Annotated in this window: 21 protein-coding genes; 9 read left to right on the forward strand and 12 right to left on the reverse strand. The window is 53.1% G+C overall.

What is annotated here, in order from left to right; all coding sequences use genetic code 11:
• Positions 1–9: 9 nt before the first annotated feature.
• The 3 genes from C8E01_RS09630 to C8E01_RS09640 all read left to right on the forward strand — a co-directional run bounded on the left by C8E01_RS09630 (position 10) and on the right by C8E01_RS09640 (position 3800).
• A complete protein-coding gene (locus C8E01_RS09630) occupies positions 10–1461 on the forward strand; it encodes an L-lactate permease (protein ID WP_116543157.1) in 1452 nt (483 codons plus the stop codon).
• Between the two features lie 446 nt (positions 1462–1907).
• Positions 1908–2660, forward strand: a complete 753-nt coding sequence (locus C8E01_RS09635; protein WP_243409507.1) for a helix-turn-helix domain-containing protein — start codon at positions 1908–1910, stop codon at positions 2658–2660.
• Positions 2661–2750: 90 nt separating this feature from the next.
• Positions 2751–3800 (forward strand): class I SAM-dependent methyltransferase, encoded by a 1050-nt coding sequence (locus C8E01_RS09640; protein ID WP_116543158.1) that lies wholly within the window; start codon positions 2751–2753, stop codon positions 3798–3800.
• A 12-nt stretch (positions 3801–3812) separates the two neighbouring features.
• Here C8E01_RS09640 and C8E01_RS09645 read toward each other — a convergent pair whose 3' ends face one another.
• The 4 genes from C8E01_RS09645 to C8E01_RS09660 all read right to left on the reverse strand — a co-directional run bounded on the left by C8E01_RS09645 (position 3813) and on the right by C8E01_RS09660 (position 5868).
• Complete coding sequence (locus tag C8E01_RS09645) at positions 3813–4274, reverse strand: hypothetical protein (protein ID WP_116543159.1); 462 nt, start codon at positions 4272–4274, stop codon at positions 3813–3815.
• 90 nt (positions 4275–4364) lie between these two features.
• Positions 4365–4856: a GNAT family N-acetyltransferase gene (locus C8E01_RS09650; RefSeq protein ID WP_116543160.1), complete on the reverse strand. Its 492-nt coding sequence runs from the start codon at positions 4854–4856 to the stop codon at positions 4365–4367.
• A 10-nt stretch (positions 4857–4866) separates the two neighbouring features.
• Positions 4867–5496: an HAD family hydrolase gene (locus tag C8E01_RS09655; protein WP_116543161.1), complete on the reverse strand. Its 630-nt coding sequence runs from the start codon at positions 5494–5496 to the stop codon at positions 4867–4869.
• Positions 5497–5868: a nuclear transport factor 2 family protein gene (locus tag C8E01_RS09660; RefSeq protein WP_243409508.1), complete on the reverse strand. Its 372-nt coding sequence runs from the start codon at positions 5866–5868 to the stop codon at positions 5497–5499.
• A 121-nt stretch (positions 5869–5989) separates the two neighbouring features.
• Here C8E01_RS09660 and C8E01_RS09665 point away from each other — a divergent pair, with 121 nt between their 5' ends.
• Positions 5990–6616, forward strand: coding sequence for a YdcF family protein (locus C8E01_RS09665; RefSeq protein WP_116543163.1), 627 nt, complete (start codon positions 5990–5992; stop codon positions 6614–6616).
• 3 nt (positions 6617–6619) lie between these two features.
• Here the strand turns inward: C8E01_RS09665 and C8E01_RS09670 are convergent, their stop codons facing one another.
• Together C8E01_RS09670 and C8E01_RS09675 are read right to left on the reverse strand one after the other, a co-directional pair.
• Positions 6620–7240 (reverse strand): Tll0287-like domain-containing protein, encoded by a 621-nt coding sequence (locus C8E01_RS09670; protein ID WP_116543164.1) that lies wholly within the window; start codon positions 7238–7240, stop codon positions 6620–6622.
• Positions 7241–7365: 125 nt separating this feature from the next.
• A complete protein-coding gene (locus tag C8E01_RS09675; RefSeq protein ID WP_116543165.1) occupies positions 7366–7659 on the reverse strand; it encodes a DUF1330 domain-containing protein in 294 nt (97 codons plus the stop codon).
• Between the two features lie 172 nt (positions 7660–7831).
• Between C8E01_RS09675 and C8E01_RS09680 the strand changes: the two genes are divergently transcribed.
• On the forward strand, positions 7832–8374 hold the full coding sequence (locus tag C8E01_RS09680) for a DinB family protein (protein ID WP_116543166.1): 543 nt from the start codon (positions 7832–7834) through the stop codon (positions 8372–8374).
• Between the two features lie 32 nt (positions 8375–8406).
• Here the strand turns inward: C8E01_RS09680 and C8E01_RS09685 are convergent, their stop codons facing one another.
• From C8E01_RS09685 to C8E01_RS09710, 6 genes are all read right to left on the reverse strand, one after another.
• Positions 8407–9390: an ABC transporter ATP-binding protein gene (locus tag C8E01_RS09685; protein WP_116543167.1), complete on the reverse strand. Its 984-nt coding sequence runs from the start codon at positions 9388–9390 to the stop codon at positions 8407–8409.
• Positions 9391–9491: 101 nt separating this feature from the next.
• Positions 9492–11075 carry an amidase gene (locus C8E01_RS09690; protein WP_116543168.1) on the reverse strand — a complete coding sequence of 528 codons (1584 nt, stop codon included), beginning with the start codon at positions 11073–11075 and terminating at the stop codon, positions 9492–9494.
• A 6-nt stretch (positions 11076–11081) separates the two neighbouring features.
• The gene (locus C8E01_RS09695; RefSeq protein ID WP_116543169.1) at positions 11082–11468 is read right to left on the reverse strand and encodes an SRPBCC domain-containing protein; all 387 of its coding nucleotides are present in this window, start codon (positions 11466–11468) and stop codon (positions 11082–11084) included.
• A 21-nt stretch (positions 11469–11489) separates the two neighbouring features.
• Entirely contained in the window at positions 11490–11711 is a 222-nt protein-coding gene (locus C8E01_RS09700) for a VF530 family protein (protein ID WP_116543170.1), read from the reverse strand.
• An 85-nt stretch (positions 11712–11796) separates the two neighbouring features.
• Positions 11797–13005, reverse strand: a complete 1209-nt coding sequence (locus C8E01_RS09705) for a porin (RefSeq protein ID WP_116543171.1) — start codon at positions 13003–13005, stop codon at positions 11797–11799.
• 430 nt (positions 13006–13435) lie between these two features.
• Positions 13436–14635: a phosphoglycerate kinase gene (locus tag C8E01_RS09710; RefSeq protein ID WP_116543320.1), complete on the reverse strand. Its 1200-nt coding sequence runs from the start codon at positions 14633–14635 to the stop codon at positions 13436–13438.
• 780 nt (positions 14636–15415) lie between these two features.
• Here C8E01_RS09710 and C8E01_RS09715 point away from each other — a divergent pair.
• From C8E01_RS09715 to C8E01_RS09730, 4 genes are all read left to right on the forward strand, one after another.
• The gene (locus C8E01_RS09715; RefSeq protein ID WP_116543172.1) at positions 15416–18142 is read left to right on the forward strand and encodes a D-alanine--D-alanine ligase family protein; all 2727 of its coding nucleotides are present in this window, start codon (positions 15416–15418) and stop codon (positions 18140–18142) included.
• Between the two features lie 414 nt (positions 18143–18556).
• Positions 18557–19333, forward strand: coding sequence for a PASTA domain-containing protein (locus C8E01_RS09720; RefSeq protein WP_116543173.1), 777 nt, complete (start codon positions 18557–18559; stop codon positions 19331–19333).
• 51 nt (positions 19334–19384) lie between these two features.
• Positions 19385–21196 (forward strand): T9SS type A sorting domain-containing protein, encoded by a 1812-nt coding sequence (locus C8E01_RS09725; RefSeq protein WP_165820608.1) that lies wholly within the window; start codon positions 19385–19387, stop codon positions 21194–21196.
• Positions 21193–21495, forward strand: a complete 303-nt coding sequence (locus C8E01_RS09730; protein WP_116543175.1) for a rhodanese-like domain-containing protein — start codon at positions 21193–21195, stop codon at positions 21493–21495. The genes C8E01_RS09725 and C8E01_RS09730 overlap by 4 nt, the downstream gene beginning before the upstream one ends.
• Positions 21496–22061 lie beyond the last annotated feature (566 nt).

Below are 22061 nucleotides of genomic sequence, written 5' to 3' on the forward strand. Positions count from 1 at the left end.
ATCCTCGAAATGCCCTACTTACTTGCCCTGCTGCCTATTTTGCTGTTGGTTGTGCTCTCCCTCACCAGAGGAGTGAAGGTAGCGGTGCTGGTGGGAGCAGCCGTCACCACAGGGCTTTTCTTCTATTGGGGTGCCACGGCTGCGCACTTTATGGCGGTGATGGGGGCATCGCTGCTCACTACCATCAACATCCTGATGATCGTGCTGGGCGCGACTTTTCTGTACAACATGATGTCTGAAAATGGGCTGATCACCCAGATGACCCACTCTCTCGATCAGCTGCATCCATCCAAAGAGATCCGCTTCTTTTTGCTGGCCATCGGGCTCACGGCTTTCTTTGAGGGCGTGGCTGGGTTCGGTACGCCAGGCGCCATTGTGCCGCTGATACTGGTAGCCCTTGGTTTTGAAGCCGTGCTATCTGTGGCGGTGGTACTGCTCTTCGACGGACTGTTTGCCATATTCGGAGCGGTAGGCACACCCTTGATTACCGGCCTGCAAATACCGTTGGGACTGTCTGATGCCGATGTGCGCCAAATTGCGTGGATGGCAGCAGGTATAACGGTGCTCGTCGGGCTGCTGATTCTGTGGCTGGTCTTCCGGATGGTGGCGCACAGCCATGGTGAGCTGCAGCATCGCAGGCAAGTGTTGTCGCTATACCTGTTCATGGCTATTCCCTTTTTGTTGCTGGCCTGGCTGGCTGCCGAGCTGGCGACTGTGGTGGCTGCCCTGACCATGCTGGGGCTCTCCGTGCTATACCTGAAACAGAAAGGTGTCCAGGTCAACCTGAAGCCCTGGCTGCCTTATGCGCTCCTGGCAATCCTGCTACTGCTGCCCCGTCTCTCACCGGTTTTAAAAGGCTGGCTAGGCTGGGAGTTGGCTTTCGAAGATATGTTCGATACCGGCATTCGGGCTGCGATCAGACCGCTTGCTTCGCCTTTGCTGCCTTTTGCGGCAGTGGGTTTGGGAGTAGCGGTGCTGTACCGAAGCAAGTCGCTTTACCTGGCCGGGCCGCTAAAAAAGATGCTGGCCGTGTTTGTGGTGCTTTTCCCCTCTATTGCCATCGCTCAGTTGATGATCCACTCGGGTGTCACACAACCCTCCATGGTGCGGTATATTTCTGAAATGCTGAGCGGTCTGGGGCCTTTGTATGTTTTTGTCTCTCCTTTTGTGGGCATCATGGGTGCCTTTATCACGGGCAGCACCACCATTTCCAACGTCGTGTTTGGGGCCTCGCAACTGGAAACGGCCACGGTTTTGAATCTCAACCCCCAGGTGGTGCTGGCGCTCCAGCTGAGCGGCGCCGGATTGGGCAACGCCATCTGTTTGTTCAACATCATCGCAGCGGCTTCTGTGGCGAATATTCAGAACTACAAGGCGATTATGGCCGCCAACATGCTGCCTACACTACTGGCTGGTGCACTGGCAGGCGCATTGGGCTGGCTTGTTCTGGCCATATTTTAATCCAATAATTTTTCTTCCCGGCACGCTATAGGTTTTGTTAACTTATGACAGGCAGCCCTACATCAGTGCTACGATAGGGTTTACCCAAAACAGGTTATATATTTTAATTAAATGCTTAAAAAGTGATACTTTTTTGGGTGATATCTTGTTGTAGTAAGTAGAGAAACCCTGCAAGTTTTGGGATTAACCAACTCAAGTGATATCAAATAACTTCTTGCAGTGAAAGCATCCTTTGCAATACGGGGGAAACAGACGCAGAAGGGTATGTAGGGAAGTTTAAAAGTAAATTTGTGCCCAGAAATGAAATATTGACCTTTGATACAATTGCTGCCTTTGAAAGAAAAATAAACCACGATAAACACATCTATGATCCGGGCCTACAGTTATTGCCGGGACGTATGGAGGAAAGGCACCAATATGTTGACCCAAAGCTGGGGATTCCAGCCTTGCGAAGAAACTTTAACCTGATTTACCTCCTCCTCGATGGCCTGCACGATATACGTCTTGACGACAAACACCGCTGGCTCATGCCGCACGATCTGGTGATTGTTCCGGCCAATGTACTCTATGCCTCTACCAATATCAGAGGCTGCAAGGGCTTCTGCATAGAGTTTACAACGGCATTCTTAGAGCCCGTCATGCAGGGTACCTTATCAGAGCAATTTCCTTTCTTCGATCTGGAAGCTGAGCACGTCATCAGCCTCACCGCAAACGAAAGCAACCTGGTGCAGCGCTCCTTCGAGAATATACTGGAGGTACACAGCGGCCACTCAAGGGAAAAAATGCAGTTGCTCCGCGACTACATCCACATCCTGCTGCTGCTTATCCGCGATTGCTACAAAGCCAGGTATACCGTGTACATCAAAGAGAAGGCTACCCGCGCCGTGCAGTTGACAAGCGCCTATAAGCATCTGGTGGATGAGCATTTCCGCGAAATGCACGAGGTACAACAGTACGCCAGTTTGCTCAACATCACGCCCAAGCACCTGTCTGATGTCGTGAAAAGCACCACCGGCAAATCCCCTCACGAGATGATACACAGCCGACTGCTGCAGGAGGCCCGTGTGCTGCTCAGTAACACAGAAATGAGCATGGCCGAGATCGCCTACACGCTTCATTTTGAGGATCAATCCCACTTCAGCCACTTCATGAAGCGCAAAACCGGCCAGACACCGCTGGAAATTCGCAAGAGCTTCTAGTCTGCACAAATTATTCCGAAATTTATACAATACTCTTTGTGGTAAGTGCTTTAATTTTAGGCTGTTATCATCACACAAAACACTACTACAATGAAAGAGAATACAATTCAACGAAAAAGAGGCCGACCAGAAAGGGTAGAGGATTTTGCCCACCACGTTCTGAACGACCTGAGTGCTGCAGAGCGTGTAAGAATGTCTTTCCTGGGCAGCCAATTGGGGCTTTACAAAGCGATGGCCGACGCCGGACCGATGACGGTAGGCCAGATTGCCCGAAACTCCGGAGCCAGTATCAGACTGGTGAAGCACTGGGCTGACAGTCTGGCTGCAGACGGCTACCTGGTGCACGAGCCGGAAGCTGATACCTTCTGCCTGCCTGAGGCCCATGCCATTGCCCTGACGGATCCAACCAGCCCTTATTATGTAGGCAACCGCTTTATGAAAGCGAACGGAAAGCCTTTGGAGGTGGCACCATCTGTGGCAGGCAATCATGTGAAAGGACGGGGCCTGCTGCCTGCGGATGGATCGAGCAGGTTTTTCAGCGAGGAATACCTGTCCAGTCTCCTGCACAGCTGGATACCGGGTGTACAGGGTTTGCCTGAAAAACTGGAGGCGGGCATACTGGTAGCAGACCTGAGTAATGGTCGCCACGGAGCTTCCACGCTGGTGATGGCACGCGTGTTTCCCAATTCGACCTTCCTTGGTTTCGACAGGTATATTTCTTCTGTCGAGCGGGCCAATCTGCTGGCCAAACAGAAGCACATTCCCAACGCACACTTCGAGTGGGCTACAAAGGAACAGGTATACGCCTACCAGTACGACCTGATCACGCTGATCGAAAGTGCGCACCACATGGGAGCCAATTTGCAGGATGTGTTGGCCGAATGCAGACAGGTGCTGAAAACGGATGGCGTGTTAGTGGTTGCAGAGGCAAAGGACAGCAACATCGTCAGTGAAGAGCAATACCAGCGCCTGCGTTCTACCAGAATTATACCTGGAGGGTCTGAGCACGTTTACCGGGTAGAGCGCGGCATTGACGGACACGAGCACGAACTGCAGAAAGCAGCCACGGCAGCTGGGTTTTCACTTTTCCGCAAAGTGGCAGAAACCTGGTACGACAAGGTATACGAACTGCGTCCTTAACGTAAGCGCAGGCTACAGCTTCACTTCAACGGTTTCCTGGGGTTTGTTGTGGTCAAGTGTCTGCTCGTGCTGGAACACTGTTTCGTACCCGTTAATGGAAACGACCTTAGTCACATCCAACATGAGCCTGTCCTGTGCTTTGTGCACCTCCTGCAGTTGTTTTTTCAGCTGCAGGGGGGCATCCTTGAGCGGAAGTTCCTGAAAGGGCATCCAGCCGAAGGTGGTGTCAAACACGATTTCTTCTTTGGGCAGGGCGGTGCTGATGCGGCGCAGCTTGAGGTTTAGGTTCATTTTAGAATGCTGCCAGCGCGCCTCACTGTAATCTGTTTCTGTGAAGATCTTGAAGGCAATCTCTTTGGTATACACATTCGAATCAGCAAGTGGAGGTGCTGTATCATTTTCTTTGTCGCAGCCGCTCGTGAGCAGTAACAAAAACACCAGAAAAGGCGCCAGGACGCGTAAAGAGACAACCATGATACTCGTAAATAGAAGCTGTTAAGGAAATGCAGAATGGGATGCTGCCTGTATAGAATTACGCAGTCTCCTGACTTCTGTTCACAATTTTCACTTCGTTTTTTTTGAATTTCCGGGTTGCTGTAGCGGCAGTACCATGTGTTGCGTAGAGGGCGTAAAACCCAGTGACTCCCAGAAGCGAATGCCGCCCGGGTTGTGTACCGACACCTGTAGCTCGAGGTGATCGGCGCCCTGATCGCTTAGCCATTTGCGGGCGGCCTCGAACAATTCCTTGCCGATCCCTTTGCCGCGAAATTCCGCACGCACCACCGTTTCGCCAATGTAGCCTTTGCTGGAAAGCTTGAAACCTGCCGAGCCCGGCCGCAGACTGGCCACCAGCATACCTGCCCAGACTTCATCAGACTCGTACACAAACACCCTCGTGCTTTTGTCTTTGAGGCGGTTGAGGAGTTCTGCCTTCAAAGCCTGCTCACTGCCCGGCTTATACCTGAACACAACGTGGTAGGCCTGTTGCATATCAAGCAACAGGCGCCAGAGCTCGTAGAGTTCATCAATATCATCCGGCTGGGCTTCGAAGATCATAGCGGAACAGTTAGAAAAGCGTGGTCAGGTCGCTGATGCGCTCTAGGCGGTGCTCGTACTCACTCACCTCCCGGTAACCGTAGCCGGCATGTATAAACGGTACGCCCGCTACCTGGCTTGCCTCCAGGTCGCCGGGCGTGTCGCCCACATACACCGGAGACTGCAGGTTGTTCCGCTCCACAATGGCTTTGAGGTTGATGGCCTTTGAGTCACCGGTGCGTCCGGAGCACTCGAAGTCACCGAAATACCTGCCCAGGTCGTGCCGCTCCAGAAATGCCTCAATGTAGCCGTCCTGGCAATTGCTCACGATAAAGAGCTTGTACTTGTTGTGCAGGTACTCCAGCGTTTCCTCCAATCCCTCGTACAGGTCGCCACCGTGTTTCCGGATGTGGGCCATCTCTTCCTGGCCACTCACTTCCATCAGCTCCTGGCGCTGCGCCTGGTTCAGGTGCGGGAAAAGCATGTCGAAGATCAGGTTATGCTGTGTGCCCGCAATGGAGCGAATCTTGTCAGGTGTGATTTCCTGTATTTCAAAATCAACTTTCTCCCGGGCAGCTTTCCAGGCTTTGGCCACCGTTTCAGCAGCGTCCCACAGGGTGCCGTCCAGGTCAAATATGATGCTGTCTATCTGGTTCGTCATTTATTGGGTATTGTAAGGCGGTATAAAAGTTACCTCTATGATCAAGCCATCCTTTACGCGGTATACGGCGATGGCGTCGGTGCGCGGCTCCCCTTTTTTGCGCTGCACCTTCTCCTGGTCTATCACCACGTCGCCTGCTACAATGCGGTTCACGATCTCGCAGTGCAGATCCGGGGTGCTGGCAAACATGGCCCCGTAGCGCTTGTGCAGTTCATCGCGGCCCTGGTAGGTGAGCACGCCGGGCTGGCGGTATACCTTCACGGTGTCGCTGAAGGCACTGGCAAACAGGTCGATGTCGCGGCTGTTGTAGCCTTTCAGCTGCAGCTCTACCGGTTTTATAACGGCAGGTGTTTCAGGTTTGCTTTGACTCATGGCGGAGGTGCTGCTAAATAAAAGAAGGGTGAGTGGGAACAGGAATTTTTTGATCATGCACAAAATTAGGCAATTTTGCGGGTATATACCTTGCGCATTTCTGTTGCGTATAAGCGGAGCTATGATAGAAGAACTCATCATTCGCACACTGTGCGATACCATACCTGACGAGCCGGTAGACGGCTTGTTTTTGTTCGGTCAAACCGAAGACAACCAACAGGCAGCCTTTAAAACAGCCCATCAGTTTTTGCAGAGCGGCCGTACTCACAAAGTGCTCTGCCTCGGCACCAAAGCCATGAGCGGCTACCCCGGATTTGAGGTATGGCAAAAGGAAATGAGGAAACTCGGAATAGGTGAGGAGCAGCTTATACCTGTTCCGCCTGTACCCGCCAATACTGACATGCTGCATACCCTGATCGAGGCGACATCGGCGGTGCGTTATGCGAAGGAGCAGGGCTACAAAAGCCTGGCCGTGACGGCAGCTCCCTTCCAACAGCCCCGTGCTTTTATGACGGCTATCACTGCAGCTCTTCGGGAGTACCCGGAGATATACCTATACAGCCTGCCCGGCAAGGCGATGCCCTGGCAGGAGGAAGTAACGCACTCACAGGGCAAAGTAGAAGATACCCGTGCCGGACTCATCGCCGGCGAAATGGAGCGCATCCGCTGCTACCACGACCAAAATGATCTCATATCAGTGCAGGAAGCACTCGGCTACCTGAACCAGCGGGATAAAAATAAATTATAGCGTTTAGTTTTGGAAGCGGATGGCCCACATGCCCCGCAGGTCACCCGGTCTGAAGCCGGTGGCCCGGTCTTCGGGGTATAGCTTCTGTATTTCGGCTTGCAATTCTTTGGTGAGCGTTTCGCCTGGCACGCCGTGGCAGGCCTGGCATTGCGGCTGCAGCAGGATCGGTTTCGCAAAAAGCACCTGATCATCCGCCAGCATCACCAGCGTGTCAGCCTGACTCAAGTCACGACCCTGTTCTTTCCAGTTGGAAAATGCGGTGAGTAATGCTTCTTCTTGGGCATCGGGCTTGTTATCCGGGTTGCGGTACTGCGCCGAGGTGCGTCGGATGTGGGCGTCGAATTGTGCGGAAAGGGAATCTGTAAGCGGATAAGCCTCTATGTTGCAGAACTGCAGCGCATTCAGGGGGCCGCCTTGCTGCATGGCCCGCATCAGGTTGTGGCTCAGCGTGTCAAAACTGGTTTTGGTAATGGAGCGCCCCTGCTGCCGATACTGTTCCAACTGCTCTGCAGACAAAGCTGTTACTGTCCCGGCCTTGTCTTCTTCCCGGTCCTGTTGCGGCGAGTTGCAGGCCACTATACCTGCGAACAGAAAGAGCAAAGCAATGGTGCTGCGGTTTTTCATACGCTTTTCCTTTGCTGAACGTGCAGGAGTTGAAGAAGTTGAGTCGCGTGACCTGTTTCGGGAGTGGAGAAGAACAGCTGGGCCCTCCAACCTAAAACCACGACGCGCGACTCAGACTTTACAAACTAGCCTTCAAAGCCTTCTACTGCGATCATGCGGCTGCTGGAAGCACTCTGACGCAGGGCTTTGGCTGGGGCATATTCATCAGACGACCACCAGGCTTTGGCTTGCTCCATGGTCGGGAATTCGAGCACCACGATACGAGTAGGGCTCCAGTCGCCTTCGAGCGGCGATACGGCACCGCCACGCACGATAAACTTGCCGTTATAAGGCTGCAGGGAGCCCGGCGTTAGTTTTTTGTACTCCTCGTAAGTGGCGGCATTCGTTACGTCTATGTCTACAATAATGTAAGCTGGCATATCAGTTAAGTATGGGTTAATAATAGGATGCCTGCATATTAGGGATAATCCGTGTATGGTGCAAACCGAAATTCGAGCAAACGCACCGAGTCGCTTTAGCCTGAAAAATTGAAATAGATAGGCTCTTTATCTCTTGATTGCGTACATCGCTCATATACAAGCCCTTCAACTTATGACACAAACCAAAAACCTCGAAGTCTGGCTGCGCGGACCGCTGCCGGATGTGCCCGCTATGCTGCAACCGGTCGCCCATGCGCTGCTACAGGCACGCGAAGAAGTCGGAAGTTTTATGCAGGATTTTCCGGACGAACTTCTCTGGGAACGGCCTGCCGGCGTGGCCTCGGTTGGCTACCACCTGCAGCACCTCACCGGCATTCTGGAGCGCCTCTTTACCTATGCCCGCGGTGAACAATTGAACGAGCAGCAATTGGCCTATTTGTATGCCGAAGGCAAACCGGTTGGGCAGGACAAGCAGTCCGAGACCCTGGTGCAGAAGTTTAACGAGCAGGTGGACAAGGTCATGGAACAGTTGCGGCAGACCGACGAAAGCACCCTGACCGAATCCAGAAGGGTAGGGCGGGCACAAGTGGAGTCCACAGTGATGGGACTACTCTTTCACGCCGCCGAACACAGCATGCGCCATGTAGGGCAATTGCTCGTCACGGCGCGGGTGCTGCGCGAACGGGAAATGTCGAACGGGAATATGGTGGATTAGGTGTATTTAGCGCTCGAAGAGAAAAAAAAACGTTATAACACAGTGATAGCCCCAGCCTGAACTGTAAGGTATACCTTCTCGCCTGTAGCGGGAGGTATAGCCTGTGTTCTAACTGTCACGCTGATGCCCGATAGCTGTACCTCCACATCGTAGTAGCCGCCATTAAAGGTAACCTTTTGAACGGTGCCAGCTAGGGGACCGGATGCTTTGCTCACGAAATTGAAATGCTCCGGGCGCACCAGCAGGTTACGGCCAGGGGTGTCTATACCTAACTTGCCTGCGAATCCCGAGGCTACATCAGCTGGTATCAGGTTGTAGCTGCCAAACAGGCCGGCGGTATACGCATCCACCGGGTGGCGGTATACCTGTTCGGGGGTGCCTTGCTGCACAATCCGACCTCCTTCGATCACCAGGATGCGGTCAGCCCAGGAAAGGGTGTCGTGCGGGTCGTGGGAGATGAGGATACAGGTGATGGCGAGCCGCTCGGTAATATCGTGAATGACCTCTTTCAGTAATTCCTTGTGGCCTTTGTCAAGGTTAGAGTAGGGCTCGTCGAGCAGCAGCAGGTCTGGCCAGGTGCTGAGCAGCCGGGCTAGGGCAATACGCTGGCGTTCCCCACCTGAAAGCTGGTTGGTTCTGCGCTGCTTGAGATGACTGATGCGGCATACCTCGTACAGCATTTCGGCATCGTCGCCCTGCAGCGTGTTGGCGTAGCGCAGCACCTGCTCCACACGCAAAAACTGGGGCAGATCGTAGTGCTGCGACAGGTAGGCAATTCCTTCTTGGCCCGGCACCAGCTTATCGTGCGGACCGATCACGCGTTTGCCCTCGAAAGTAATCTGCCCAGCACTGGGCTGTACCAGTCCGGCAATGGTCTGCAGCAGGGTGCTTTTACCCGAACCAGTCTCCCCGGCAATGGCTATTTTCTCGTACTCGCCCTGCTGAAAGCTGATATTATCTAAAACAGTATTCCCTTCCTCCTGCACACTTATTCCGGACACCTCTAAAAAGCTCATATTACACGAAGGGCTAGTATTCGATTAAATTAATGGTTTGAAAAGAAGGAGCTGAAGGACAGCAAATCTATACGTCAACATACCTTCTTATTTTGATGCTTTTATTCGGCAACCCCTGCCTTCCTGCTGAATTTAAGCGGCGGCTTCCTGTGCCGGGTGCCCTGCTCGTAGGAGTAGGTATAGCGGATCAGGATAGGCTCATCGAACATGCGACCCAGGAACTGCAGACCAGCCGGTAAGTTGTTATAAGTATAGCCCATGGGCACGGTAATGGCCGGCTGGCCGGTATGCGGTGCTATGATCTGGCTGTTGTCGCCTTTATAGCCTTTGAAGTCGCCGACACGGGCAGGTGGGTGGTTCCAGGTCGGGTAAACGATGGCACCCAACTCGTGTTTGTCCATGGCCCGCTCAATGGCCTCCCGGAAAGCAATTCTCTTCGGATCGTTAAAAGGGTCGGAGCAGGTATGCTGCGGGTTGTCCTGATCTTGCTGGTTCTCCAGGAAGTGCTTTAAATTCGCCTCGATGTAGGGCGAATACTTACCTGAAGCCACAATTTCCTGCAAGTTCTTAACAGGTACCTTCTCTCCCTGAGCGGCTAAATAAGCATTGATATCTTCCTGAAAAACATCGCACCACTGGTCTTTTCGCAGGCTATCAAAGTTCGCTACTTCTACTGGATCTACGATCACTGCGCCGAGTCTTTCCAGATCGGCGATTGCCTGTTCAAACAGCGCTTTCACCTGCGGGTTGGGATCTTTGTCACTGAGGGTGCGCAGCACGCCGATACGGGCGCCCTTCAGCCCGTCCCTGTCCAGAAACTGGGTATAGTTCTGAGGCACTTTTCCCTGACTGTAGCGGGTGATCGAATCATTTGAGTCATAGCCGGCAATCACTTCCAGAATCCGGGTAGCATCTTCGACGGTGCGCGCCATGGGGCCGCCCACATCGTTGCGCAAATAAAGCGGCACAATGCCGTGGCGACTGGTCAGGCCAAGAGTAGAGCGGATGCCCACCAAGGCATTGTGAGAGGATGGGCCGCGGATGGAGTTGCCCGTATCGGTGCCCAGGCCGACGGTGCCCATGTTGGTGGCTACGGCTGCGGCGGTTCCGCCACTGGAGCCAGCCGGCACGTGCTCCAGGTTGTAAGGGTTCAGCGTTTCTCCTGCAAGGGAGCTGATCGAGACCATCGGGCTGAAGGCCCACTCAGCCATGTTGGACTTTGCCAGCACAATGGCGCCGGCCTCCTTCAACACGCGCACCTGGTAGGCATCCGTTTCAGGTATAAAGCCTGCCATGGCCGCAGAGCCCGCCGCCGTCTGCAGACCGATGGTGTTGTAATTGTCTTTTACGATAAGGGGGATGCAGTGCAGCCGTCGGAGCTTCTTCGTGCGCTGGTATTCGCGGTCCATTGCCCGAGCCGTAGCAATGGCCTCCTGGTTGGTGACCACAATGGCATTGAGCCGCGTGGGCTGATCGTAGGTTTCGATGCGCTGCAGGTAAGTTGTCACCAACTGCTCGCAGCTACAGGTGCCGTCCTTGATAGCCTGGTGAATGTCGGCAATGGTTGTCTCCTCTATTTCAAAAGGAGCCGCCGTGGTCATACTTTGATCAGCTTTCGGACTACACTGCATGAGCAGCAAGAGGCCGAGTGACAGGAGGAGGGAGATGGAGGACGACTTCTGCATAAGTCTCTAAAACTCGTCCTCGTAAAACTCGATCAAAGCACCGAAATATGCCTCGTTCCAGCCTTCCACGATGTCGTCGTAGTCCTCGTCAGGTATGTTGAGGTGACGCAGTTCGGCTGAGGTGCCGTGCTTGTGCGGGTGCAACTTGATGGTGACGATGGATTTAGGCTCCTGCTCACCGAAATACCACTGTTGTACCAGCATCTTGCCTTCCTCAAACTCCAGGTTCTTGCCCACAATGTTGCCCTCAAAAAGCGAGAACTCCGAGCCCGGTTCCGTCGACATCTCAGCCGGATCGCCTGACCAGAGCTGTATGGTGTTGGGGTTGGTAAGAGCCGCGTATACCTCTTCGGGGTCGGCCGGCACTATAAAGTATTTTTTGTAGTCTTTCATGTTTGGTCTGTTGAGGGGCTTCTATTTGTTGGCAAAAGTTCTGATATACAAGTCTTCTACCTTTTGTCGGGCCCAGGGTGTCTTGCGCAAAAACTTCAAACTGGAGTTGATGCTCGGGTTGATGTTGAAACTGTTGACATTGATCTTATACCCCAATTCATCCCAGCCATAGTAGTCTACGAGCTGCACCAGGATGCGCTCGAGTGTTTTGCCATGAAGGGGGTTGTTTTTCTGTTCTTCCATACGCGCTTTATAAGGGCTGCAAGTTCCGCACATTATCATGAATACGCAATTTAATTAGCCGAAGGCCGCTATACCTGTTCGCGGTCTATATGCCGAGTTCAATTTGTACGCCGGCCGTCCAGTGGTAATCGTTGTTCACGGGCAGGAATGGGTTTTGGGAATGGTAACCTGCATTGCCCTGCACCTTCAGGCGGTGCGCACGCAGGTATTTGGTTACGCCCAACAGGTAAGCTTCTTCTGTATTCTCAAAAGCGCGTACTTCGCTATTCGGCGTGACACGCGAGTACCGACCGGCCAGTTCTACGTTGCTCGGGAAGATGTAGCTCAGCTGGTAGTTCTGTCCGTGACCGGTTAAGACATGGCGTTGCTGCCCTGCAGCATTAAACGTTACCGGGTTGTCGGCTTCGCGGGACATGTATTCAGCATACAGCGCCATACCCCTATACTTGAGCAGACCGTCGAAGATGTAGGTTTGTATGTCGGTTTGCTCGTATAGGTCACGGCCAATCTGACCACCTGTTCGGCGAGCCTGTTCGTTATGGCTCATGCCACCCGCCAGCGAGAGTTTCGGTGTTGGTTCGCGCTCCAGGTCGCCTTCAAAGTAGTCGCCTCCGTTAGTGAATTTACCAAATGGGAGGAGCTCCACCCGCCCGGTATAGGCCAGGCCTTTGTCTGTTGAGAACACGTTACGACCCTCACCGGCTGTCAGGGCTCCTTTGAGCATGTAGTGGAAGGTACCGATGTCGTTGTTGTAAACCGCTTGAAAACCAAAGTCACGGTCCACGTTAAAGCCGATGTTTACGATGGAGCGGTCGATGAACTGCTGGTCTCCAGAAGAGACCACACGCTGTCGGTTGCCTGGCAGTTTAGTCTGCCCGAAGGCGAACTGCCATCTGTCGTTTGGTTTATAGTATACCACGGCATCGCGCACCACATTGGGGCTGGTGTTAATGTTGGATTGATCGTTCATACTCCAGTCCATGTCGCCGCGCGAGAACGAGAGCTGGATGTTGTAGGTCAGCTTGGGCGAGTACATAAAACCCTCGAAGCGCAGACGCAGGCGGCGCACCCGCATTTCATATTCCGACACCCCAAAATCGTTCTCTGAGATCGAGTTGTAGATGGCCCGGCTCTGTACTCGGAAGCGCATATTGATCGAGTAGGCACTATCGGGTGTAACGAAGCCAACACCGCGTTTTAAATTGAACAGCGGCAGATTTCCTTCCGTCGTTTGTGCTGATGCCGTAAAAGGAAATGCCAGCAGTAACGCCAGCAACAGGGTATAAATCTTCATGTTTAGTCTCTGGCTCTTAAAGAATGCTTCCGGTTTTCAGAGCTTAAAAAATACCGGTTAGAACAGATATAGGTTTGTGTAAAAACTGAGTGGATGATAGGTACTGGCACTATATGCAGTTTAGTAAAATCCCCCGCTACTGAATAGCAGCGGGGGATTTGTATAGGCTTGTTTATGAAGTGCACGGTTGTCATTCCCTTGCCACTCTTGGGAGAAGGGTCGCTTCATTCTAATAAAACAAGCTCAAGCTTACTGCCATTTTGTTAAGAAACCTAGTTAAAATAAGGCAGCCTTCCCCGGAGGTTAAGCCGATGCAACTTGCGGGGGTAGGAGCCCTCATTACCAAGATCCTTTCAGGATGACAAAAAAGTAGAATGAAGCACACTGCCTTTACAAGGGGGACGGTGCGCTATACCTTTACCTTCTCTGATTAATAATCATCACGCTCGATAGCAGCTACACCCGGAAGCGTTTTGCCTTCCATGTACTCCAGCAGTGCACCGCCGCCAGTCGACACGTACGACACACGGTCAGCATAGCCGAGCTGGTTTACAGCAGCAGCCGAATCACCACCGCCAATCAGCGAGTAAGCACCGCGGCGAGTGGCATCTACCACCGCTTCAGCCACAGCTTCGGTACCTACAGAGAAGTTCGACATTTCAAACACGCCCATTGGGCCGTTCCACAGAATAGTCTTCGAGTTGCGGATCACGTCAGCGTACATTTCGCGGGCGTTCGGTCCGATGTCGAGGCCCATCCACAGCGGTTTGATGTGGTGGCTGAGTGCTGTATCCACGTTGGCGTCGTTGCTGAACTCATCGGCGATGATCGAGTCAACCGGGATCATCAGGTTCACGCCTTTTTCTCTGGCCATTGCTATGAGGCGGCTGGCCAACTCCACTTTATCTTCTTCTACCAGAGAAGAACCGATCTGTCCGCCGTCTGCCTTCACGAAGGTATAGCTCATGCCACCGCCGATCAGCAGGTTGTCCACGCGGTCCATCAGTTTTTCAATGATCAGGATCTTATCCGAAATCTTGGCACCACCCATAATGGCTGTGTATGGGCGCTCGGCATTGTCCATCACACGGCGGGCGTTGTCGAGTTCGGCGTGCATCACATAGCCCATCACTTTGTCGTTCGGGAAGTAGCGTGCGATCACCGCTGTAGAGGCGTGCTCGCGGTGCGCGGTGCCAAAGGCGTCGTTCACATACACATCGCCCAGTGTGGAGAGTTCTCTTGCGAATTCCGTATCGCCTTTTTCCTCAGCTTTGTGGAAGCGCAGGTTTTCGAGCAGCAGGATTTCGCCTGGCTGCAGGTCTTGCGCCAGTTGAGCAGCCTCAGGGCCTACACAGTCTTCGGCAAATTTAACCGTGGTGTTGAATTCCTGGGAAAGACGGCCCACTAAGTGGCGCAACGAGTATTTCTCCTCCGGTCCGGCTTTCGGGCGACCGAGGTGGGACATCAGGATGACCGCACCGCCGTCGTCCAATATTTTCTGGATAGTCGGCACGGCCGCACGGATGCGGGTGTCGTCGGTGATGCGGTAGTCAGCATCCAGTGGCACGTTGAAGTCCACCCGGACCAAAGCTTTCTTGCCGGCAAAGTTATACGCGTCTACAGTTCTCATGTACTTGTCTTTTTCGTTAGTCTTACTCGTTTTTCGTTTTTGCGGAGTTTTTGTTTCCGGTATGCTTAAATGGTTGTACAAATATAGGAAAAAGGGTATTTGTCTGAATCAGGATTTTGAGGATTTAAGGATTAACAGGATTTTCTCAGATGCCTGTTGACTCCGACACTCAAACAGTGGAGAGGGAGTTTGTTTATGATTAACCCACCCCTGCCCCACAGAGGTGAATTACTGTTACCGCCTTTTCACAGGTATCAGCGCTGTAGTTTCTGCTACATATTCCGGATCCAACCACCCCTACCCCTCCTTAACTAAAGAGGGGAGCTTCTGCCGCTGCCAATTGGCAAGTATAGGCCTTGTAGTTTCTGGTAAATATCACTGGCACGCATCTCAAGACTAACTCGCACGCAGGCAATGAAACAGATCACATTAGCTAGATGCACGAAACGAATACCCACTGTTTGAGCGATCAGCGAGTTTGGGGAGTCTTGATTTTTTTGCCTACTTTTTTTATCAAGAAAAAAAGTAGGGCCCGGCTGGCCAAGCCAAGCTATAAAACAAAGTAAGTTACTGATTGCAACAAACAGCAACTACACTAGCAAGACCAGATGCAGCATTTCAAATAACCCCATCCCCTGGTTAAACATTGAATTTCCTCGCCATCCCAACCGTTATGATTATACAAGACATCATAAATCCCGATTTTGCTATGTAATTCCAAAAGCATCCTGTATCTTTTGCCCCTTAAAATACTGCGTGTATTTGTTACCTTTGCATACCATGAGAGTAGGAATAATATTTGGCGGACCGTCCCGTGAGCGTGAGATCTCTTTCGCAGGTGGCCGCACCGTGTACGATAACCTTGATAAAGCCCTTTTCGATGCCGTTCCGGTGTTTGCCGACAGCCTCGGCAATTTCATCTTGCTGGACTGGCAGTACATCTACAAAGGCACCATCCGCGACTTCTACCCACCGGTGGAGGCCCTGCCAGAGAGTGAGCACGGACTGCAGATCTACCTGGAGTCGCTGGGCGAGCTGAGCATCGAGGAGCAGGACCGAATCATTGCAAAAGCGGGCAAGCGCCTGTTGCCGCATGAATTTAAGAATCACTTCGACTTCGCCTTTCTGGCCCTGCACGGACCATACGGCGAGGACGGTAGCATTCAGGGTTTACTCGAGTGGTACCATATACCTTATTCTGGCTCCGGCATCTTGCCTTCAGCCATCGGTATAGACAAGGCGGCGCAGAAGGAAATGCTCAAGCAGCACGGCTTCCCGACGCCGGATTACCGCAAGGTGCAATACGCCGACTGGAAAAAGCAGGAGAACCGTGAGCAGCTGTTCGAGTCGCTGGTAGCGGATTTGGGACTGCCGCTGGTATTGAAGGCGCCGCATCAGGGTTCTTCTATAGGTGTCTCCATCGTGAAGGAGCATAATTATGACCTGTTCGAGCAGGGTATGGACCGCAGTTTCTTTACCAAGAATATTTACAAGGCACAATGGCAGGCGCTGGGTGAGGAGAAACAGTTGGGCAGCATGAAGCAGCTCGTGGACATCCGCGAGGGCATCGGCATGCCAGTCGTGCTCGAAGATGGCACCATCCTGTACCACCCGGAAGAACTGTTGAACCACATCAACCATACCTTTACTACTACCGATACTGAGACCATCGTGCTGACCAGTGTCGAGCATGAGCAGCAGGTGCTGGTGGAAGCTTTCATCAAAGGGCGTGAGTTCTCCTGCATCGTGGTGCAGGACGAGGCTGGTCAGCCAATTGCCTTGCCGCCAACCGAAATTGTGAAAGGCAGTGAGGTGTTTGATTATCGTTCGAAGTACCTGCCGGGTCTTGCCCGCAAGATCACACCGATCAACCTGCCAAGTGAGCAGATTCAGGAAATCCGCAAGGCTTGCAGCAAGTTGTTCATCGATCTGGGCTTCAACGTATACGCCCGCCTCGACGGCTTCATCACCGAGGAAGGCAACATCTTCCTGAACGACCCGAACACGACCTCAGGCATGCTGCCGTCGTCGTTCTTCTTCCACCAGGCGGCTGAGATTGGTCTGAACCCATCGCAGTTCCTGACTTATATCATTCGTACTTCGGTGGCCGAGCGCCTGAAGTCCGGAAAGGATACCGTGATGCTGACAAAATTATTGAAAAAGCTGGACGAAGCCATCCGTGAGGAGAACGCCCACCGCCACGACAAAGTCCGGGTAGGGGTGATCATGGGTGGTTATTCTTCTGAAAGACATATTTCGGTAGAGAGCGGACGTAACATTTACGAGAAGCTTTCTTCTTCAACCAAATACGAGCCGCTGCCGATCTTCCTAACGGGTAGCAACGAGGCCCATCGTCTGTACAGCATTCCGATTAACATCATGCTCAAGGACAATGCCGACGACATCAAAGAGAAAATACATCACTTTGAGGAGGGCGGCAAACCGCACCCGGTGCTGCAGGAGATCATCAGCGAAGCCGAAGGCATTACGCGCAAGTACACGGGCAAGAGTCTGGATGAGCCGAGTCGCCTGACGTACAGCCAACTGCAGAACATGGTCGATGCGGTGTTCATCGCCCTGCACGGTCGTCCGGGTGAGGACGGTGCCCTGCAGCAGGAACTGGAGAAGCTGTCTATACCTTACAACGGCTCGGGCATCAGCTCTTCGCAGATCACGATCAACAAGTACGATACCAACGAAATCCTCGCCAAACATGGTGTGCCGGTGGCACATCACCGCATGGCCTGGAAAGAAGACTGGCTGAAAGACAAAGAGGCTTTCTATCAGAGCCTTGAAAGCGAGTTCCGTTATCCGTTCATTGCCAAGCCGGCTGATGATGGCTGTAGCTCGGCTGTGAAAAAAATCAAGAACCGCGCGGAGCTGGACGCTTTTACGACCCTGATCTTCCGTGAGATGGAGGAACTCGATGCAGAATGCGCCAGAACACTTTCGCTCGGCTTCAAAGAAGAATTCCCGAACAAGCAGGGCTACCTGGTGGAAACGCTTATCAGCCGAAACGGCGCGAAGCATTTCCTGGAGATCACCGGTGGTTTGCTGACCACGTATGCGCCAGACGGCACCGTGGCGTACGAGGTATTTGAAGCTTCGGAGGCACTGGCCGAGGGTGAAGTACTGTCGCTGGAAGAGAAGTTTTTGGCAGGGGAGGGGCAGAACATCACCCCGGCCCGCTATGCACAGGACCCGGAGCGCCGTCAGAAGATATCGGACCAGGTGAAAGAAGACCTGAAGCGTGTGGCCCAGATACTGAACATCGAAGGCTACGCCCGTATCGACGCCTTTGTGCGCGTGCTGGAGAATGACGAGGTGGAGACCATCATCATCGAGGTGAACTCGCTACCAGGTATGACCCCGGCCACCTGCATCTTCCACCAGACCGCCATCAACGGCTACAAACCCTACGAGTTCATCGACCGCATCCTCACTTTCGGGGTGGAACGAAACGAGCGGGCGAAGGAACTGCAGGGGTATAAGTCGAGGAATGTGTAAGTTGGGGAGTTGAAGAGTTTAGGAGTTTGAGATTTAAAGGGGAACGTGGAAAATCATCCCCCTGCCCCTCCCGAAACAAGTCCGGGAACTTCGACTTCAAATGGGGATGATTTAGACTTTTTATTTTTCTCTGTCATCCTGAAAGGATCCTGGTTGAAGGGAGGTTAAGCTGATCATATTATACACCCCTGCCCCCCGCAAGAGGGGAATATCTCCTGTGTAATTCCCCTCTTGCGGGGGGCAGGGGTGTATTCAATCAGTGTGAATACCAAGGTACGGTAACTAGCACGCAATACCTGTATGCTGATATCAGTAGGAAAGTCCCCAAGGGGGCATGGGGATGACAATCGTGCACAAACAACAATAAACAATCAACAAAGGCCCTGCAGGGGCAAACAATCAACAATAAAATAAATGTTAAAGACGAATTCATTTGTGGGGGTGCTGGTGCACCTGGCTTTGATGGGAGTGATCGTGGCCGGGTTGATCTTCGGATTCTTCTACCTATACCTGCCGTCGGCTACCAACCATGGCGAGACGATTTCGGTGCCGAAGATCACAGGTATGCAGCTGCCGGATGCGGAGGCATTTCTGGAAGAACAGAACCTGCGCTATTTCGTAAACGACTCCAGCTATCACCCGGAGTACAAGCCTTTCGAGATCCTGACACAAGACCCTTCACCGGGCTCCAAAGTAAAGGAGAACCGCAAGATCTACGTTAGCATCAACATGAAAAACCCACCGATGATCAAGATGCCCAAGCTGATCGACGGTTCGGTGAAAAATGCGGAGCTTATCCTGAAAAGCTATAACCTGCGTCGGGGCAAGATTACGAACGTGCCTGACCTGCAGCATGGTGCCGTGCTGAAGCAGTTTGTGAATGGCAAAGAAGTGCGGCCAGGGGACGAGGTGCCAAAAGGAGCTGTGGTAGACCTGCATGTGGGCGACGGACTGGGTAATACCGAGTTTGAGGTGCCGGATGTGGTAGGCATGCCGCTCGACGAGGCTTCGGTGCTGTTGGTAGGGCAGAAACTTCAGTTGGGTAACATCATTTATGTGCCAGGCAGCGGTAAGCCGGACGGTACGATTGTCCGTCAGCGTCCGATCGCCGATGTGAAGGCCAAGATACGAACAGGCGAGTTGGTGGACCTCTGGGTAGCCGGCGAAGAGCCTGTGCAAGGTATAGACTAAAAGATGCGCCCGCCGCTCACAGTGGCGGACGTCTTTCATATAGATCAAGGTATGGGTATAAGACAGTTTCTGTTTACAATCGTACTGCTTTGCTGTGGCTCCTTTGCTTCAGCTCAAGGCGTGCTGATGCCCTTGCAACAGGACCCGCAGCGTATACCTGTCGACAGCCCATTCCAACTCCGCACAGAGAACGACCCGCTCTCCCTGCCGTTTTTCGACGATTTTTCCGGCACCACCATCACACCCGATCCGGCCTACTGGATCAATGGCGGCACGTATGTAAACAACCGGTTTGCCCTACGGCCACTCACACGCAACGTCGTCACATTCGACGGACTCAATGCACAGGGCAACCCCTATGGCAGCAGCCTTGCCGGCCCAACCGATACACTTACGTCTCAGCCTATCCGATTAGGAGCACTCACGCCGGCTGACTCTGTATACCTGAGTTTCTACTGGCAGTCAGGAGGGCAGGGGAGTGCGCCGGAGCGAAACAATAACAACCCGCGCTTCTTGCGTCTGGAGTTCAAAGATGCCGACGGTAATTGGGTACAGGTATGGCAGCAGGCCGCACCCGGACTGGTAACGGAGTTTGCGCAGGCTTGGGTGGCCGTGCGGGAGCAGCGTTTTCTGCACAACGAATTTCAGTTCCGCTTCCGAAGCGAAGGTACCCGCAACGCCATGCGCGACGTCTGGAACCTGGACTATGTGGAGCTGGACCGCAACCGACGACGTGGCCAGAACACTACCCGCGACATCGGCATCAGCGAGAGCGTATCACCATTAATGAACTACAGTGCGGTGCCCGCCCGTCAGTTTCTGGCCAATCCTGAGCTATACCTACGCGACGAGATTTCTGCCAGCCTGAATAACCTCGGCGACCTGCCCGGTGCCATCGCCTGGAGTGCCTTTATACGGCAGTTCGGTACAGCACCAACCGATACCTTTCTGCGTGAAGAAGGCCTTATACCTGGACAGGCACGGCAGCGCCCCATTACCGCAACACCCCGCATCAGCAACCTCAACCTAAATCCGGAGAACTTTGTGCTAGAGCACGGTTTCTGGCTCGACACCAAAGAACAGAACGTCCGCCAACGTGCCAACGACAGCACCCTGCAACGCACCACTTTCAACGATTACTTTGCCCTGGACGATGGCACAGCCGAAGCCGGTTACAGCAGTCTCTATACCTACGGCAATACCCAGGTGGCGCAGCGCTTCGAGTTGGCAACAGCAGACCAGGTACGCGCCTTCCGGGTGCATTTTCCGCAGGTGGGTGTGCAGCATAACAACCTATCCATCGTCTTCCGCATCTGGGCCGACGACAACGGACGTCCGGGCCGTACCCTGCATGAACAATCCTTTCCGGTGCAGCAAAATGAAGGGCTCAATACCTTCTATGAAGTGGAGCTGAACCAGCCTGTTCCGGTTGAGGGTACTTTTTATGTTGGCTTCAGTCAGCCAGCTACCCTATACCTCAATATTGGCTTTGACCGAAACGCCGGAGCCACTGGCCGCTTGTTCTACAATACGGTGGTAAGTGGCTGGCAACAGGACTCCGTCAATGCAGGCGCCGTCATGCTGCGCCCTGTGATGGCGGGCCAGGCACTGGGTCTGGAAGAAGAGGCGCTTGAAGCAAGCTTTAAGGTATACCCGAACCCCAATACCGGTATTCTTAATTTCTCAGGTCCTTACCGTTCTTTTTCGCTCTACGACGCAACCGGGCGGGAAATTCTGCGTCATAAAGCAACAGCCTGGCAGGAGCCCGTGCGCCTCCCAAGACTTTCACCGGGCTTATACAACATCCGAATTGAAACCGACCATCATACATTCACTACCAAACGCATCCTACTAAAATTATGATTACAACTGACATCACGGCCGAGGAACTCAAGGAAAGACTCGCCAAGGGCGAAACGCCCATCATCATCGACGTTCGCGAAGACTGGGAGCACCAGGAAAGCAGAATTGAGGGTGCACAAAACATCCCACTGGGAGCGCTGCCGCAGCGCCTCGACGACATTGAAGACTACAAAGACCTGGAGGTGATCGTGCACTGCAAGTCCGGTATGCGGTCTGCCTCTGCCAAAGCTTTCCTGCAGCAGCAGGGGTTTAAGCAAGTAAGAAATTTGCTTGGTGGTATTACTGGGTACCAAGGTTAAGGTATAAGAGTATAGCTCGAGCGTCTTCGCTCGTGTCTACTATAGAGGGGCCTCTGGCCCCTTTTTCTATTAAGTGATATTCTAGTAAAGTTGCGGTTTTGCAGGTATAGCTCAACATACCGCAAGTTTAGCTTTAGCACAACTTGTGGTGGCACATGGAGCCAGTTTGCAACTGGCGTAGCTGCTGCTGTTGCAGGTATAGCAACTAGTGTTGTATTATAGCTTGCCCTGTCCGGGCGGGCCTCACTTTTTTCCTTGATGAAAATCGAGGGCCCCTCCCCCCACTCCCTGACCGCTCTTGACAGGGGGACCCCTTCACCCCCAACACAAAATCGTCGGTGGTGCACCGGACTAAAGTAATCTGCTTTGTAGCTGAGGTGCAAGTAAGCCTTGTTATACCTGACAATGGTGTATAATAGAGGAAACTACAGCGCTTATACCTGTAAATTGGCAGTTACCGGTTCCCCGCCTTAGACAAGGAGGGGCAGGGGTGGTTGGACCCGGTACTGCAAAGAAACTGCTACAGCTACGAAACTTATACCTCCCAATTGGTAGGGGCTGAAAGT

The organism is Pontibacter virosus (assembly GCF_003096355.1).
GTDB classification, from domain to species: Bacteria; Bacteroidota; Bacteroidia; order Cytophagales; family Hymenobacteraceae; genus Pontibacter; species Pontibacter virosus.